This is a genomic window from Brevundimonas sp. LF-1, from assembly GCF_037055305.1.
Classification (GTDB): domain Bacteria; phylum Pseudomonadota; class Alphaproteobacteria; order Caulobacterales; family Caulobacteraceae; genus Brevundimonas; species Brevundimonas sanguinis.
This window is the reverse complement of the sequence record NZ_CP146349.1, coordinates 349,637-366,712: the sequence shown is the minus strand read 5'-3', so window position 1 is coordinate 366,712 and position 17,076 is coordinate 349,637. Positions and strand designations below refer to the sequence as shown.

At 69.3% G+C, this 17,076-nt stretch carries 8 protein-coding genes and 4 pseudogenes; 3 read left to right on the top strand and 9 right to left on the bottom strand.

The features are described from left to right. Positions 1-29 precede the first annotated feature (29 nt). Positions 30-581: a DUF2939 domain-containing protein gene (locus V8F63_RS01990; protein ID WP_392354351.1), complete on the top strand. Its 552-nt coding sequence runs from the start codon at positions 30-32 to the stop codon at positions 579-581. Between the two features lie 187 nt (positions 582-768). Here V8F63_RS01990 and alaS read toward each other — a convergent pair. The 4 genes and pseudogenes from alaS to V8F63_RS01970 form a co-directional block, all read right to left on the bottom strand. After that, a pseudogene (gene alaS, locus V8F63_RS01985) lies at positions 769-3,413 on the bottom strand (alanine--tRNA ligase). A 221-nt stretch (positions 3,414-3,634) separates the two neighbouring features. After that, positions 3,635-3,996, bottom strand: a pseudogene (rraA, locus tag V8F63_RS01980) (ribonuclease E activity regulator RraA). 578 nt (positions 3,997-4,574) lie between these two features. Continuing rightward, complete coding sequence (gene recA, locus V8F63_RS01975; RefSeq protein ID WP_025977964.1) at positions 4,575-5,654, bottom strand: recombinase RecA; 1,080 nt, start codon at positions 5,652-5,654, stop codon at positions 4,575-4,577. A 170-nt stretch (positions 5,655-5,824) separates the two neighbouring features. Then, positions 5,825-7,332, bottom strand: a pseudogene (locus V8F63_RS01970) (CHAD domain-containing protein). 89 nt (positions 7,333-7,421) lie between these two features. On the opposite strand from V8F63_RS01970, the gene V8F63_RS01965 reads away from it, so the two are divergent. Further along, positions 7,422-9,002, top strand: coding sequence for a GNAT family N-acetyltransferase (locus V8F63_RS01965; protein WP_392354350.1), 1,581 nt, complete (start codon positions 7,422-7,424; stop codon positions 9,000-9,002). A gap of 143 nt (positions 9,003-9,145) precedes the next feature. Here V8F63_RS01965 and V8F63_RS01960 read toward each other — a convergent pair whose 3' ends face one another. The 3 genes and pseudogenes from V8F63_RS01960 to V8F63_RS01950 form a co-directional block, all read right to left on the bottom strand. Next, the gene (locus V8F63_RS01960) at positions 9,146-10,204 is read right to left on the bottom strand and encodes a CaiB/BaiF CoA-transferase family protein (RefSeq protein WP_392354349.1); all 1,059 of its coding nucleotides are present in this window, start codon (positions 10,202-10,204) and stop codon (positions 9,146-9,148) included. A gap of 205 nt (positions 10,205-10,409) precedes the next feature. After that, positions 10,410-12,288, bottom strand: a pseudogene (gene acs / locus V8F63_RS01955) (acetate--CoA ligase). Between the two features lie 87 nt (positions 12,289-12,375). After that, entirely contained in the window at positions 12,376-13,740 is a 1,365-nt protein-coding gene (locus tag V8F63_RS01950; protein WP_392354348.1) for a DcaP family trimeric outer membrane transporter, read from the bottom strand. Between the two features lie 182 nt (positions 13,741-13,922). Between V8F63_RS01950 and V8F63_RS01945 the strand changes: the two genes are divergently transcribed. Beyond that, positions 13,923-14,537: a response regulator transcription factor gene (locus tag V8F63_RS01945; protein WP_392354347.1), complete on the top strand. Its 615-nt coding sequence runs from the start codon at positions 13,923-13,925 to the stop codon at positions 14,535-14,537. A gap of 26 nt (positions 14,538-14,563) precedes the next feature. Here V8F63_RS01945 and V8F63_RS01940 read toward each other — a convergent pair whose 3' ends face one another. Further along, complete coding sequence (locus V8F63_RS01940; protein ID WP_392354346.1) at positions 14,564-14,887, bottom strand: response regulator; 324 nt, start codon at positions 14,885-14,887, stop codon at positions 14,564-14,566. 20 nt (positions 14,888-14,907) lie between these two features. Then, entirely contained in the window at positions 14,908-17,064 is a 2,157-nt protein-coding gene (locus tag V8F63_RS01935; protein ID WP_392354345.1) for a PAS-domain containing protein, read from the bottom strand. Positions 17,065-17,076 lie beyond the last annotated feature (12 nt).

The window sequence follows — 17,076 nt, the reverse complement described above, 5'->3', positions numbered from 1 at the left end:
CGTCGCGTTCGTAAGGCAGGGGAGGGCCGATGAACCGCAAACTGATCATACGTCTGGGTTTGGCGGCGGCGGCCGTCTTCGTGGTCGCCTACGGCGCCTCGCCCCTGCTGGCGGCTCGGTCGCTGATCCAGGCGGCCAAGACCGGTGACGAAAAGGCGCTGGAGCGCCAGGTCGACTTTCCCGCCTTTCGCGCCAGCCTGAAAGACGAGCTGAACGCCCGCATGATGGTCGAGATGCGCAAGGACAAACGCCTCGGCGACAGCGGCCTGTCGGGGTTGGGGATGCTGTTGGCGCCGGCCCTCGTGGGCGGGGCGGTCGACGCCTTCGTCACGCCTCAGGCCATCGCCCTGATGGTGCAGGAGGGCTGCGCCCCCAAGCCGGAGATCAAACGCCCGGAGCCGCAGGAGCCGAAGTCCGAGAACAAGCGCGTGCGCCAGTCGTGGGGCTATCGCGACCTGGACACCTTCGCGGTCACCCTGACCCGCGACGACCAGCCGGAGGAGCAGGTCTCCCTGCTGATGAAGCGTCGCAATTTGTTCGGCTGGAAGCTGGCCGGGATTGATCTGGGGGCGCCGGAGTAGGTTTCTCCTCCCCATGCAATGGGGAGGTGGATCAGCGGCGCAGCCGACGAGACGGAGGGGCTGCTTGGTTCCGCTGGCGTAAAGCCCCTCCACCACTTCGTGGTCCCCCTCCCCATTGCATGGGGAGGAAAGAAAAAGGGCGGCGCATCGGATGCGCCGCCCTTTGTCGTTCAGCCTTTAAGGATGATCAGCCCTTCAGCGAGGCCCGGATGGCGTTCAGGCCGTCCTCGGCCTTGGACCCATCAGGCGCGCCGCCCTGGGCGAAGTCGGGCTTGCCGCCGGCGCCCTTGCCGCCCATGGCGATGACGGCGTCGCGGGCCAGGTCGGCCGCATTGACCTTGCCGGCCATGTCCGGCGTCGCGGCGACGGTGATGGCCGCCTTGCCGTCGGTGACGCCGACCAGGGCGACGACGCCCGAGCCGAGCTGCTTCTTGAAGTCCTCGGCCACGCCGCGCAGGCCCTTGCCGTCGACGCCGTCCAGAACGCGGGCGATCAGGTTGATCCCGCCGATCTCCTCAGGCGCCGCATTGGCGCCCGCGCCGCCGCCCAGGGCCAGCTGCTTCTTCAGCTCGGCGACCTGCTTCTCCAGCGTCTTGACCGAGGCCTGCAGGCCCTCGACGCGGGCCGGAACCTCGGCGGGCTGGATCTTGAAGCCCTGGGCCAGTTGGCGGGCGACGTTGGCCTGATCCAGCAGGAAGCGGCGGGCCGCGTCGCCGGTGAGGGCCTCGATGCGGCGGACGCCGGCGGCGACGCCGCCTTCGGACACGATCTTGAACAGGGCGATGTCGCCGGTGCGATAGACGTGAGTGCCGCCGCACAGCTCGACCGAATAAGCGCCCGGACCCGACAGGGCGTGGCCTAGGGTGAGGACGCGGACCTCGTCGCCGTATTTCTCGCCGAACAGGGCCACGGCGCCCGCCGCGATGGCGGCGTCGGGCGTCATCAGCTCGGTCGTGGCCGGCGCGTTCTGGCGGATGACGGCGTTCACCTCGTCCTCGATGCGGGCGATCTCCTCGTCCGTCAGCGGGGCGTTGTGGCTGAAGTCGAAGCGCATGCGCTCGGCGTCGACCATCTGGCCCTTCTGGGCGACGTGGGGGCCCAGCACGTTCTTCAGCGCGGCGTGCACCAGGTGCGCGGCCGAGTGGTTGGCGCGAGTGGTCGGGCGCGAGCCGTCCTCGACCGTGGCGGTCACGACCGCGCCGGTCGCCAGCGAGCCTTGCGTCACCTCGACGGTATGCACGTGCAGGTCGCCAGCGTGCTTCTTGGTGTCCAGCACGCGGCCTTCGCCGCCGCTCCAGACCAAGGAGCCCTTGTCGCCCGCCTGACCGCCGCCTTCGCCATAGAAGGGGTCTTGTCCAGCAGGACCTCGACCGTCTCGCCGGTCGCGGCGGATGCAGTCTCGGCGCCGTCCTTGACGATGGCCAGGACCTTGCCCTCGCCGGTTTCGGACTCATAGCCGGTGAACTCGGTGCCGCCGTGCTGGTCGCGCAGGCTGAGCCAGGCGCCGGCCGAGGCGGTCTGGCCTGAGCCCTTCCAGTGCTCGCGCGAACGATCGCGCTGCTCGGCCATGGCGGCCTCGAAGCCGTCGACGTTGACGCTGAAGCCGCGACGACGCGCCTCGTCCTGCGTCAGGTCCAGCGGGAAGCCGTAGGTGTCGTACAGGGTGAAGGCCGTCTGGCCGTCCAGCATGTCGCCCGCCTTGAAGTCGGCGGTCGCCTGGTCGAACAGGTTCATGCCGCGGCCGAGCGTGGTGCGGAAGCGGATCTCTTCCTGCTTCAGCGTGTCCTCGATGAAGGCCTGGGCGCGGCCCAGTTCCGGATAGGCCTCGCCCATCTCCTCGACCAGGGTCGGCACCAGACGGTGCATCAGCGGGTCCTGCGCGCCCAGCAGGTGAGCGTGACGCATGGCGCGGCGCATGATGCGGCGCAGGACATAGCCCCGGCCTTCGTTCGACGGGGTCACGCCGTCGGCGATCAGGAAGGCGGTCGAGCGCAGGTGGTCGGCGATGACCCGGTGCGACGGGGCGCGCTCGCCCTCGGCCTTGGTCGAGGTCAGCTCTTCCGAGGCGTTGATCAGGCTCTTGAACAGGTCGACTTCATAGTTGGAGTGGACGCCCTGCAGCACGGCGGCGATGCGCTCCAGACCCATGCCGGTGTCGACCGAGGGCTTGGGAAGGTCGCGAACGATCTGATCGTTCTCCTTCTCGTACTGCATGAAGACGTTGTTCCAGATCTCCACGAAGCGGTCGCCGTCCTCGTCCGGCGAACCGGGAGGGCCGCCGAAGATGTGGTCGCCGTGGTCGTAGAAGATTTCGGTGCACGGACCGCACGGGCCGCTGTCGCCCATGGCCCAGAAGTTGTCGGCCGTCGGGATGCGGATGATCTTCTCGTCCGCGAAGCCGGTGACCTTCTTCCAGATGTCGAAGGCTTCGTCGTCGGTGTGATATACGGTGACCAGCAGGCGGGCGGGGTCCAGGCCAAACTCCTTCGTCAGCAGCCCCCAGGCGCTCTCGATGGCGTGGTCCTTGAAGTAGTCGCCGAACGAGAATTGCCCAGCATCTCAAAGAAGGTGTGGTGGCGCGCAGTGTAGCCGACGTTGTCCAGGTCGTTGTGCTTGCCGCCGGCGCGGACGCACTTCTGCGAGGCTCGTCGCGCGCTTGTAGGGCGGGACGGCGCCGCCGGTGAAATAGTCCTTGAACGGCACCATGCCCGCGTTGACGAACAGCAGCGTCGGGTCGTTCTGCGGCACGAGCGGAGCCGACTGCACCTTCTCGTGGCCGTCGGCGGCGAAGTAGTCGAGGAAGGTGGAACGGATCTGCTTCAGGCTGGTCATGGGCGTATCGCTCTGGAACTCGGGCGCGCGGAGGAAATAGCGGAACCGGCGTCATATAGGGATTTTGCACTGAGTGCATCACTGACGCGTGACTTCAGATTTCCTCCCCATGCAAATGGGGAGGGGGACCACGTAGTGGTGGAGGGGCCTGGCGGTGCAACCAAGACGCCCCTCCGCCTCAGCGGCTGCGCCGCTGATTCCACCTTGGGGAGGAAACGCGCTCAGTCGTGAAGCCGATGCGGCGCGACGATCACCCCGTCTTCATCCGCATACAGCCAGTCGCCGGGGGTGAAGATGACGCCGCCGAAGGCGGTGGGGATGTCGATCTCGCCGATGGCGTCGCGGTCCGCGCGCAGGGGGTGGCTCCCAGGGCTTTGACGCCGGCCTGCAGGGTGTTGATGACGGCGGTGTCGCGCACGGCGCCGTGGACGACGACGCCGGCCCAGCCGTTGGCGATGGCCAGCTTGGCCAGATTGTCGCCGACCAGCGCCCGCTTCAACGAGCCGCCGCCGTTGACCACCAGCACCGCGCCCTGGCCGGGGCGCTCCAGCGTCTGGCGGACCAGGGCGTTGTCGTCCAGCACGCTGAGGGTGCGGATCGGGCCGTGGAAAGCCGCCACCTGGCCGAAGCTGCGGAAGGGGTCTGGCAGACCTTCACCGCGTCAGGATGGGCGTCGCAGAGGTCGGCGGTGGCGAAGATCATGGGGGAGGCTCCGTTGGTTCGCGGCCAAGTTTGCCTGTTGGCGAAGAGGGGAAACAAGTCCGTTGATGGAGAAACGCCGGTAGCGGGTGGGTCTCCACATCCGCTCATCCCGTCGGACGCCGGGATCCAGTGATTTGGCTTCAGGGCGCGAGGGGGCGATGGGGGGCGATGCGTGCGGCGCGCGCACTGGGTCCCGGCGTCCGCCGGGATGAGCGGGAGAGCGGGCGGCGCAGAAAAAGGCCCGCCCGAAGCAGGTCGGGCGGGCCGATCTCCGTCCGACCGGCCACGCGGGGTCGGTAGGCGGGTCGCGCGGCGGCGAACGGAGAAGCTCTGAGCCGTCAGGGCGCGCCGGGCTCCACTATCCTAGGCGATTGGCCTGAGGATGGGTCAATCGTGGCGCTTCCAGGCGTCATCCTCGGGACGAGCCCGAGGATGACGGCGTTTAGATGATGGGGCCGATCAGCCCTCCAGATCCTGACCTTCGTCGGGTTCGGGCGCGCCCAGCATGTCGTCGGCGATCTTGGCCGTGGACTGGCGCACCGCCTTTTCGATCGAGGCGGCCATGTCGGGGTTGTTCTTGAGGAACTCCTTGGCGTTCTCGCGGCCCTGACCGATGCGGGTGGAGTCGTAGGAGAACCAGGAGCCCGACTTCTCGACGATGCCGGCCTTGACGCCCAGGTCGATGATCTCGCCGATCTTGGAGATGCCTTCGCCGTACATGATGTCGAAGATGACTTCGCGGAACGGCGGGGCGACCTTGTTCTTCACCACCTTGACGCGGGTGGTGTTGCCGACGACCTCGTCGCGGTTCTTGATCGCGCCTGTGCGACGGATGTCCAAACGCACCGAGGCGTAGAACTTCAGCGCATTGCCGCCCGTCGTCGTTTCCGGCGAGCCGTACATGACGCCGATCTTGTGACGGATCTGGTTGATGAACAGGACGATGCACTTCGACTTGGAGATCGAGGCCGTCAGCTTGCGCAGGGCCTGCGACATCAGACGCGCCTGAAGGCCGGGCAGGCTGTCGCCCATCTCGCCTTCGATTTCGGCGCGCGGCGTCAGTGCCGCGACGGAGTCGATCACCACGATGTCCACGGCGCCGGAACGCACCAGGGTGTCGACGATCTCCAGCGCCTGTTCGCCCGTGTCGGGCTGCGACACCAGCAGGTCGTCCAGATTGACGCCCAGCTTTTGCGCATAGACGGGGTCCAGCGCGTGTTCGGCGTCGACGAAGGCGGCCACGCCGCCCTTCTTCTGGACCTCGGCCACGGTGTGCAGGGCCAGGGTGGTCTTGCCCGAGGATTCGGGACCGAACACCTCGATCACCCGCCCGACCGGCAGGCCGCCGATGCCGAGCGCCATGTCGAGGCCGAGCGAGCCGGTCGAGACGCTCTCGATCTCGGCCACCACGCCGGCCTTGCCCAGTTTCATGACCGAGCCCTTGCCGAAGGCGCGATCGATCTGCGCGATCGCCGCCTCTAGAGCGCGTTGTTTGTCGCTGTCTTCTTTACCCACGAGCTTCAGTGCCGCCTGTGACATTGGTTTTCTCTCCCTTGCCATGATTCCCATCTGACTTCGGGAGAGACCCGCCACGGACCCGCTCCCTTGGTGAAGCGGACTATGGACACGGTTTGTTCTTGTTCGCAAGATGTTCTCGTGAACTGAACAAGAACATTGAGCGCGATGCGACCGATACTGTCGTGTCCGTCTTAGCGAGACCAGAAGGACCGGGCGCGCGACAGGCGGGCGAAGGCGCGGCTTGAGGCGGCGTGAAGGACGGCGGCGCCCTGCTCGCGGCGGCCGATCAGGCGCCCGGCGGCGAAGGCGATCTCGGGCGAGGTCAGGCGGGCGTCGGCGGGGATGCGGTCGCGGGCGACGGCCAGGTCGTTGAGGACGCCGAACGCGTCCTGCGTCGTCTCCAGCGCCTCGAGGAAGCGTCTTTCGCGGCGGGGATGGTCGAACAGGCCGACAAAGAACTCGGCCGCGTAACGAAGGCGTTTCACCCGGATGCGCAGCCGGTGGCGGCCCGCCGCGTCCAGGCGGTCGAGGCGACGGCCGCCGCGTCGCACGCGCCGGTTGAGCCGCTCCAGGGCCTCGGCGGCGAAGTCGGCGACGGGCCGCTGTCGGCGCCAGGTCCGCACCGGATCGGGGTCGCTGCGCCAGGCGCCGGCCTCGATCCAGGCCAGGGTCTCGAGCATCAGGGCGGCGTAGCGCGGCGATCGATGGCCGCCATGGCCCGGCGATAGGCGCCGCTGCGGGCCGCCAGCAGGCGCAGGCCCAGCGGGGCGAGGCGGGGGTCGGGCGTCTCCAGCGCGGCGGGGTGGAAGACGTCGCGGATGAAGACGTCCAGATCGCGCGCGGCGTCGGTCTCATGCGCCAGCCATTTCAACTCTGCGACGGCGGGAGCGGCGTCCTCGCCCAGCAGGGGACTGAATACGGACAGGGCGGCGCGCAGCCGACGCAGGCCCACGCGCAGCTGATGCAGGGCCTCGGGCCGGCGCACCCTTCTCAGCAGTTCGGCGTTGGCCGAGACCTGACCCAGGGCGGCCAGGGCCGTGCGGCGCAGGGCCGCTTCGGCGCTCAGGGCGCGGGGCAGGGGATCGGCGCGGGCGGTGCGGGGCGCGCGCTCCAGCCCCTCGGCCAGGCGCCAGCCGCGTTCGGCCTTGCTCTCGAACAGGGGGACCAGGGCCACGTCGGCCGACAGGCGCCGAGCCAGGGCGAACAGGGCCTCGGGCGGGCCCTCCTTCAGCTCCAGCTCCAGTTCGCGCAAGGGCTCGGTGCGGTCGCCGCACGACAGTTCGCCCTCGTCATAGGCCGCCTCGATCACGGCGCCGTCGAAGGAGACCAGACGGGCGCGGCGCCGCACCGTGCTGGCGAAGCAAGGGGCGAGATCGCGGCGGCGGCCCTTCAGCAGGGTGGCGGCGGGCGTCGTCTTCAACGCCGCCCAGTCCAGGGCCTCGCTGGCGACCGGCATGTCCCATTCGGCGCGGTTGAGGACGTCGCCGCCCGTCTGGCCCTTCAGCGTCTGGACGAAGCCGCGCTCGGTCCCGCGCACCCGCAGGCCCCAGCCCGCGCGCCGCAACGCCTGATCCGGCGTGTCGAAATAGACGGAGCGCAGGGCGTGCACGCTCTCCTCGCCCGCCAGGGCCGGGTGGGCGTCCAGGCGCGCGGCGGCGCCGGGGCCGAGCCGAAATTTGAGTTCAACTTCCTGCTTCATGCCGGACATCCCGCCATTGTGCGCCTATCCTCATGCCGGTCCAAGACGATGGAATGATCCAACGGCCAAGGTCGAGCGTTAGGTGTCGCATGACTGATCTTCAGACCGCCCAAACCGCCCAGAACGCCGAACCGGCCAAGCCCGCCGTCCTGACCATCCGCAACGCCCGCATGGGCGACATCCCCGGCATCAGCGCCCTGGTGGCGCGGGTCTACAAGGACATGCCGCCCTATACCGCGGGGATGCTGCGGGGCCAGATCGCCACCTATCCGGACGGCCAGTTCGTGGTCGAGTTCGAAGGCGAGATCGTCGGCTATGCGGCCAGCTTCCGCATCGACGAAAAATCCGCCATGGGCCCGCACACCTGGGACCAGATCACCGGCGGCGGCTATGGCGCCCGGCACGATCCGGCCGGCGAGTGGCTGTACGGCATGGAGGTCTGCGTCGACCCCGCCCGACGCCGCCTGCGCATCGGCCAGCGCCTGTATGACGCGCGCCGCGACCTGTGCGAGGCGCAGAACCTGAAGGGCGTCGTCTTCGGCGGCCGGATGCCCGGGCTGGCGCGGCGCCGCTCGGCCTATCCCGACCCGAACGCCTATGTCGAGGCGGTGCGAGACCGGAAGGTGAAGGACCCGATCATGGCCTTTCACCAGCGTTCGGGGTTCGAGCCGGCGGGGGTGCTGCTGAACTATCTGCCGTCGGACAAGGCGTCGCTGGGTCACGCGGCGCGCTGGGTCTGGCGCAATCCCTACTATGTCGAGGCGACGGGCAAGGGGGCGGCCTTTGCGGTCAAGGAGACGGTGCGCGTCGCCACGGTCCAGCTGCAGATGCGTAAGGTCGACAGCTTCCAGGAGTTTATCGACAACGTCGAATATTTCGTCGACGTCGTGTCCGACTATCGCGCCGACTTCGTGGTCTTTCCCGAGCTGTTCACGCTTCAGCTGCTGTCGCTGGCGACCAAGAAGCTGACCCCGGCGGAATCGATCGAGGCGTTGACCCGCTACACCCCGCGCTTCGTCGAGGCGATGCGCGAGCTGGCGGTCGGCTACAACGTCAACATCATCGGCGGCTCGCACCCGACGCGGACCGAGGACGGCGAGATCCAGAATGTCGCCTATGTCTTCCTGCGCGACGGCTCGGTGCATGAGCAGGAGAAGATTCATCCGACCCCGAACGAGCGCCACTGGTGGAACATCAAGGGCGGCGACCGCGTCCACGCCATCCCCACCGACTGCGGGCCGATCGGGGTGATGATCTGCTACGATTCCGAGTTCCCCGAACTGGCGCGGCGCCTGGCGGACGAGGGCGCGCGCATCCTGTTCACCCCCTTCTGCACCGACAACCGGCAGGGGTATCTGCGCGTGCGCTACTGCTCGCAGGCGCGGGCCATCGAGAACCAATGCTACGTCGTCCTGTCGGGCAATGTCGGCAACCTGCCCAACGTCGAGAACATGGACATCCAATATGCGCAGTCCTGCATCTTGACGCCGTGCGACTTCCCGTTCGCGCGCGACGGCGTGGCGGCCGAGGCCAGCGAGAACGTCGAGACGGTGACGGTGGCGGACCTGGACCTCTCCGACCTGGCCTGGGCCAAGGCGCAGGGGACGGTGCGGAACCTGCGCGACCGCCGGTTCGATCTCTACAAGACGGTGTGGACGGACGGGGGCTGACCTTACCCCCGCTCATCCCGGCGGACGCCGGGATCCAGTGAGGGCCGCGCGCACAGGACTTGCGTATTCATGCCGCGCGTTTGAGGCCAAAGCACTGGGCCCCGGCGTCTGCCGGGGCGAGCGGTGATTTCGTGACCGGCCTTCTATTCCGGCCGCCGCGCCGGGCTGTCCCGGAACCGCGGGGCCGGCGCGGGCTGCACCACGCCCTGGGCGGTGACGAAGGCCTCGCGGGCGCGGTTGTGCGGGTGGTCGGGCGCTTCGGTCAGGGACAGGACAGGGGCGACGCAGGCTCCTTGCGCGTCGGGATCGCTGCACCAGTCGTCGCGGGTGCGGGTGCGGAAGACGGCGGCCAGCCTGTCCTTCAGCCTCGGCCATTGGGCGGGGTCGAACGGCATGGCGAAGTCGGGATCGCTTCCCAGTCCCGTCAGCCGCATCAGGGCGATATAGAAGGCCGGTTCGATGGCCCCGACGGCGACATATCTGCCGTCCTTCGTCTCATAGACCTCATAGAACGGCGCGCCGGTGTCGAGCAGGTTGACGCCGCGCTCGTCGCGCCACGCCAGACTGGGCGGCAGGGGCGCGGGCAGGGCCTGGCGGAAGCCCCAGATCATGCTCATCAACAGGGATGAGCCGTCGGTCATGGCGCAGTCGATGACGTCGCCGCGCCCGGTGCGCTGGGCCTTGAGCAGGCCCGCGACCATGCCGAAGGCCAGCAGCATGCCGCCGCCGCCGAAGTCGCCGACCATGTTGATCGGCGGGGTCGGCTTCTCGCCCGCCCGGCCGAAGGCGTGAAGCGCGCCCGAGACGGCGATGTAGTCGATGTCGTGGCCCGGCGCCGGGGCCAGCGGCCCGTCCTGACCCCAGCCGGTCATGCGGCCGTAGACGAGGCGCGGATTGTCGGCCAGCAGCACGTCGGGACCGAGACCGAGACGCTCCATCACGCCGGGACGAAAGCCCTCGATCAGGCCGTCGGCGGTGCGGGCCAAGTCGCGGACCAGGGCGGCGTCCTCTGGCGTCTTCAGGTCGGCTTCGACCAGGCGGGCGCGACTGCGGTTCAGGGGATCGCGCAGGTCGGGCGCCGCGCCGGGACGGTGGACCAGCACCACCTCGGCGCCGTGATCGGCCAGCATCATGCCGCAGAAGGGGGCGGGGCCGATGCCGCCGATTTCGATGATGGTCAGGCCGTCGAGGGTTCCGCTCATGCCCCGCACTGAAGCCGAGGCGGGCGGCCCCGTCCAGCTTGCGCCGTCCGGGACCGCCTCTTCGGGGGAACTGAATGATGAACCCGCTCACCCCGGCGGACGCCGGGGCCCAGTGCTTTGGCCAAGGGCGCGGCCGTGCTGTTTGGCGCGGCGCGCGTTGCTCTTACTGGGTCCCGGCGTCCGCCGGGATGAGCGGATATGAAACCTAGGCCGCGCGGTTCTTGACCAGATCATCGACCACCGACGGATCGGCCAGCGTCGAGGTGTCGCCCAAGGCGCCCAGTTCATTCTCGGCGATCTTTCGCAGAATCCGCCGCATGATCTTGCCCGAGCGGGTCTTGGGCAGGCCCGGCGCCCACTGGATCACGTCGGGGGCGGCGATGGGGCCGATCTCTTCGCGGACCTGGGCGACCAGGGCCTTGCGCAGGTCTTCGGTGGCCTCGACTCCTTGTTCAGGGTGACATAGGCGTAGATGCCCTGACCCTTGATGTCGTGGAAGCCGACGACGGCGGCCTCGGCCACGTCGTCGTGCAGGACCAGTGCGCTCTCGACCTCGGCCGTGCCCATGCGGTGGCCCGAGACGTTGATGACATCATCGACCCGGCCGGTGATCCAGTAATAGCCGTCTTCGTCGCGGCGGCAGCCGTCGCCGGTGAAATACTTGCCCGGATAGGTCGAGAAATAGGTCTCGAAGAAGCGTTGGTCGTCGCCATAGACGGTGCGCATCTGGCCCGGCCAGCTGTCGGTGATGCACAGGTTGCCCTCGGTCGCGCCGTCCAGCACGCCCCCTTCCGCGTCCACGATTTCAAGCTCGACGCCGGGCAGGGGCCTGGTCGCCGAGCCGGGCTTCAGGTCCGTCGCGCCGGGCAGGGGCGAGATCAGCGCGCCGCCCGTTTCGGTCTGCCACCAGGTGTCGACGATGGGCAGGCGGCCTTCGCCGACGACCTCATGATACCAGCGCCAGGCCTCGGGGTTGATCGGTTCGCCGACGGTGCCCAGCAGGCGCAAGGATTTGCGGCTGGACGCCTTCACCGGGGCGTCGCCGTCGCGCATCAGGGCGCGCAGGGCCGTGGGGGCGGTGTAGAAGATATTGACCTGATGCTTGTCCACCACCTCCCAGAAGCGGCTGACGGTGGGATAGTTGGGCACGCCCTCGAACATCAGGGTCGTCGCCGCATTGGCCAGGGCGCCATAGACGACATAGGTGTGGCCCGTGACCCAGCCCACGTCGGCGGTGCACCAGAAGACCTCGCCGGGGCGGTAATCGAACACCAGCTCATGCGTATAGCTGGCCCAGAACAGATAGCCGCCGGTGGTGTGCAGCACCCCTTGGGCTTTCCGGTCGAGCCCGAGGTGTAGAGGATGAACAGCGGATCCTCGGCCTTCATCGGCTCGGGCGCGCAGTCGGGCGAGGCCTTGTCCGCCTCGACGCCCCAGTCCAGGTCGCGACCCTCGACGAAAGGAACCTCGGCGCCGGTGTGGCGCAGGACGACGACGGTCTTCACGCCCGCGACCTTTTCCAGCGCCTTGTCGACATTGGCCTTGAGCGGGACCTTCTTGCCGCCGCGACAACCCTCGTCGGCGGTGATGACGAAGGTGGATTCGCAGTCCTCGATCCGCCCGGCGATGCTGTCGGGCGAGAAGCCGCCGAAGATGACCGAATGCACGGCGCCGATGCGGGCGCAGGCCAGCATGGCGTAGGCCGCTTCGGGGATCATCGGCAGATAGATGGTGACGCGGTCGCCCTTCTGGACGCCGTTGGCCTTCAGCACATTGGCCAGGCGGCAGACGCGGTCGTGAAGCTGGCCGAAGGTGACGGTTTCGCTGTCGGTCGGCTCGTCGCCTTCCCAGAGGATGGCGACCTCGTCCCGGCGGTGGGGCAGGTGGCGGTCGATGCAGTTGGCCGAGACGTTCAGCACTCCGTCCTCGAACCAGCGGATGCGGAAGTCTTCCTTGTTGAAGGACACGTCCTTGATCTTGGTCGGGAAGGTCATCCAGTCCAGCCGCTCGGCCTGGGTGGCCCAGAAGGCGTCAGGGGTCTCACGCGCCTGCATCCGGGCCGCTTCATAGCCGTCGCGGTCCATGTGGGCGCGGGCGGCCAGTTCAGCGGGGACGGGATAGATTTCCGGATCAGACACGCGATTTTCCTCCAGCAGTCTTTTTCTTCGGCCTTAGAAGCCGTATTTCACGAACAGGATCAGACGGGTCATGTCGCCGTCCAGCCCTGACTCGAGTTTGCGGTCAGCGAACATCACCTCGGCGCCGACATCAAACGCCGTGACCGGCGACCAGATCAGATTGGCGTGAAGGCTCTGGGCCGAGCGGTTGACGCCGGTCCCGGTCAGCAGCACGTCGTTGTCCACCCTCTGCGTCGACCAGATCAGGCTGGAGCGCCAGCCGGGCGCCCAGACGTGGCGATAGGCGGCGAAGCCTGCGATCACGCCGATGGCCTCAAGCTCGCCCGAGGCGTCCAGCACGGCGTCGTTGGAGAAGTTCAGCCCGACATAGCGGCCGACGCCTTCGCCGCCCGTCAGCATCAGGCGGATGTCGTCCTGCGCCCCGACCTTGATCTTGGCCGATGCCGACAGGCCCCAGCCCGTGGCGGTGGAATCCACGTTGGTCGCCGGGTTCTGATACTTCAGCTGGCGCACCAGGCCGGACAGCTGCACGTCGCCCCACGGGCGGCTGAGGCCATAGCGGGCGGTCAGGTCAGGCAGGCTGTTGTCGTCGGCGATGATGCGCGCGCCGCCGCCTAAGGGGGTGACGGTGGTCTCAGGGTTCTCCAGCGCGATGGAGAAGGGGCCGCGCGTATAGCGGACCTGGGCCTGGCGGGCGAAGACCGTGCCCTCGGCCGCCCCGACGAAGTCGGCCGATTCCGGCAAGACGGCGGTGTTCTGGAAGTTGGTCCACTCCTGGCCGATCAGCCAGTTGTCGATGGTGACGAAGGCGCGGCGCAGGGCGGGGTTCGCGCCGCTGGTCGTGCGCTGGTCGCCGGAGCCGGGCAGGGTCTGGAAGTCCATCTCCAGACGCGTGCCGATCTTGTGGCCGCCGACCACGCCGTCGGTGGTGAGCCAGAAGCGGGTCTGGCGGGCGTTGAAGTCGGTCGCGACATCTTCGTCCGCGCCGCCGACCGGGATGGAGCCGGGCAGGTGATAGTCGCGCAAGGGATCGCCGTTGGCCGGGTCGCCGCCGGAATATTTCGACGCCATGAAGTCGGTCTTGATGAAGCCGCCGAACTTCACCGTATGGTCGCCGATGCGGAAGCCTTCCTCGCGCGGGGCGTCAGAGACGGGCGTCGGCGTCGGGACGGGCGCAGGGCGCGCTTCGAGGCGGACGATGTCCTGCGCCATGACCTGATTTTGCGAGGCCTGCTGCGTTCGCGCAGCGGCGACTTCGGATTTCAGACTGTTCAGCTCGGCTTCGAGCTGGGCGATACGGGCTTCCAGTGCGGCGCTGGCGTCCTGAGCCAGTGCGGCGCCGGGCGCGAGCAGCAGCGCGGCCGCAGCCACGCCGCCGAACAGACGGCAGCTTCCCATGCGAGGTCCTCCCAGACCGTTGTTCCGGGCCCGTCTGTCGCAGGCCTCAGGACGGCAGCATTCCGCGCGCTCCGGGTTTGCGGCCATTAGCCATTCGTCTAGTTTCGACCAAAGTCGAGGCGCGGCATGGTGTCGTCGCGACGCGGCCCGATGAACAAGAACCGCGCGTGGGAAGGACCTTCATGGATCGCATCGTCGTCGCCGACGACCATCCCCTGTTTCGCGCGGCCTTGAGGTCGGCCGTCGAAAAGGCGTCCGAGGGCGCGCAGATCGTCGAATGCGCCAGCCTGGCAGAGGCGCAGGCCGCCCTGTCCGAGGGGCCGGTCGATCTGTTGCTGCTGGACCTGAAGCTGTCGGATGTGGACGGCATGACGGGCCTGACCCTGATCCGCGCCGATCATCCGGCCGTCCCGGTCGCCGTCGTCTCGGCCAGCGAGGAGGCGCCGACCATCCGGCGCGCCCTGTCGCTGGGGGCGGCGGGCTTCATCCCAAAATCGGCCGCCCTGCCCGAAATGGTCGAGGCCATACAGGCCATCCTCGACGGAGAGACCTGGGCGCCCGAGGTCGAGGCGGCGGGCGAGGAGGAGGCCGACCTTCAGGCTCGCATCGCCAGCCTGACGCCGTCGCAGCTGCGGATTCTGGAGGGGCTGAAGGTCGGGCGGCTGAACAAGCAGATCGCCTTCGACCTGGGCGTCACCGAGGCGACGATCAAGGCGCACCTGACCAGCGTCTTCCGCAAGCTGGGCGTGCAGAACCGGACCCAGGCGGTGATCCTGGCGCAGTCGCTGGATCTCTAAATCCTTCTCCCACAAGGGGAGAAGGGTCAGCTCCTCAGAAACGCCTTCAACGCCGCGGGCTTGACCGGTTTCGGCAGCAGCACCGCCCCCGCCGCCGCCGCCTTCTCCTTCAGCCCGTCGCGCGTGTCGGCCGTCACCAGCGCAATCCGCCTGACTCCCCGCGCGCGCAGCCAATCGACGGCGGCTAGCCCGTCAGGCTCGTCGTCGCCCAGATGCAGATCGACCAGGGCCGCGTCGAACGGGCCGACCGCCGCGCGGGCTTCGGCGACCGAGCGCGCGATCACGGCCTGCGCGCCCCAGCGGTCCAGCAAGGCCGTCAGGGCGTCGAGGATGGCGGGTTCGTTGTCCACGCACAGCACCCGCAGACCGATCAAGGGCAGGCGCAGGTCGTCGGGCGTGATCTCCGGCTCGGGCCGGGGGCGGCGCGCGGCACGGCGACGCGGAAGGTCGTGCCGCGCCCGACGCGCGAGGCCAGCGACAGCGGGTGGCCCAGCAGGTCCGACAGCTTCTGCACGATGGCCAGGCCCAGGCCGGCGCCCGGCTCGTCCACCGGGGCGCCGGGCAGGCGCACGAACTCGCCGAAGACCGCCTGCCGGTCGGCCTCGGCGATGCCGCGCCCGGTGTCGCTGACCAGAATCTGCACCCGTTCGCCGTCGCGCCGGGCGCCGATCAGCACCCGCCCGTGGTCGGTGTAGCGGATGGCGTTGGCGATCAGGTTCTGCAGCATGGAGCGCAGCAGGTCGCGGTCCGAGGCGATCCACAGGCTGGACGGCGCCGCCGTCAGCGTCAGCCCCTTGGCGCGGGCGACCGGGGCGAACTCGCGCGTCAGTTCGTCGAACAGGCCGCCCAGGGCCAGCGGCGCCACGGCGGGCCGGACTCCGCCCGCCTCCAGCTTGGACAGGTTCAGCAGGGCGGTCAGCAGGCGGTGGGCGCTGTCGATGGCGCGGTCGGCGTTGGTCGCCAGGCCGCGCGCGGGCGATCCGGCCAGATCCGCGTCCTCCCTCAGGGCGGCGATGAACAGACGCGCGGCGTGCAGCGGCTGCAGCAGGTCATGGCTGGCGGCGGCCAGGAAGCGGGTCTTGGAGGCGGTGGCGTCCTCGGCCGTGCGGCGGGCCTCCTCCAGCCGTTCGGTGCGGTCGGCGACGCGGGCCTCCAGCCGCTCGTTGGCCTCCTCCAGCTCGCGCGCGGCGCGGCGCAGGGCGGTGATGTCGGTATAGCTGGTGGCGTAGCCGCCGCCGGGGATGGGCGCCCCGGACGAGCGCAGGATGCGGCCGTCGGGCTGTTCGCGCTCGTGGTCGTGGGGGATGCGGCGGGCCAGGGCCTCCAGCCGCCGCTCGACCCAGGCGTCGATCTCGTGAGCCGGTACGCCCGCCTCGCCGCGCTCGGCGTTCAGACGATAGACGGCGGCGATGGGCAGGCCGACGTGGACGAAGCCGGCGGGCAGGTCGAACATCTCGACATAGCGGCGGTTCCAGGCGGTCAGGCGCAGGTCTTCGTCGACGACGCTGACGCCCTGGTCGATGTTGTCCAGCGTGGTCTGCAGCAGGTCGCGGTTGAACTGGACGGCCTGGGACGCCTCGTCGAGCATCCGCACCACGTCCTCGGGCGCGCGGCCTCCGGCGGCCAGGGCGGCGGCCAGGACGCGGCGGGCGGCGGCGGCGCCGACGGCCCCCGCCAGCATCCGCTCGGCGGCGCGGGCCAGCGTCGCGTCGGCCGGGTCGGCGTCCTTCAGCTTGATATCCGTCTCTCGCGCCCAGGCGGCGAAGGCGCGCTCGGCCCGCTCGTCGCCGATGAAGCGGGCGACCAGGGCGCGCAGGTCGCCGACCGAGGCCCCGGCCGAGCCGCCGCGCCCCTCCATCCAGTCCGGGCCGAGCCGGTCGACAAAGGCGCGGGCCTGGACCCGGTCGATCAGGCGCGGCGGCCGCGCCCGCGACACCAGGACGAAGACGCCGAGGTTCAGCGCTAGGCTGAGGAAGACGCCCGCGGCGAACGGATCTTCCAGCCCCAGCATGGCGGGCACGTTCAGGCCGAAGCCGGGCGCCAGCTGCGGCGCGGCCAGCATGACGGCCCAGACCGCCATCCCCGCCGCCAGCCCCGCGAGCGCCCCGCTGGCCCGCCCGCCGCGCCACAGCACCGCTCCGAACAGCGACGGCGCCAGCTGGGCCAGGGCGGCGAAGGACACCAGGCCGATGGCCGCCAGGCCGCTGGAGCGGTCCATCGCCAGATAATAGAGCCAGGCCAGCAGCAGCAGGCCGACGATGGCCAGGCGGCGGATGTTCAGCAGGGTCCGGGCCATGTCCGGCGGGGCCGCGCCGCGCCGCCGTCCGGCGGCCATCAACGGCAGCACCAGGTTGTTGGACACCATGGCCGACAGGGCCACGGCCTCGACGATGACCATGGCGGTGGCGGCCGAGAAGCCGCCGACGAAGACCACGGCGGTCAGCAGGCTCTGCCGCGCGCCCAGCGGCAGGGCCAGCACCAGCAGGTCGGGATTGGTCTGCGGCGTGAACAGCCCGCCCGCCGCCACCAGAGGCAGGAC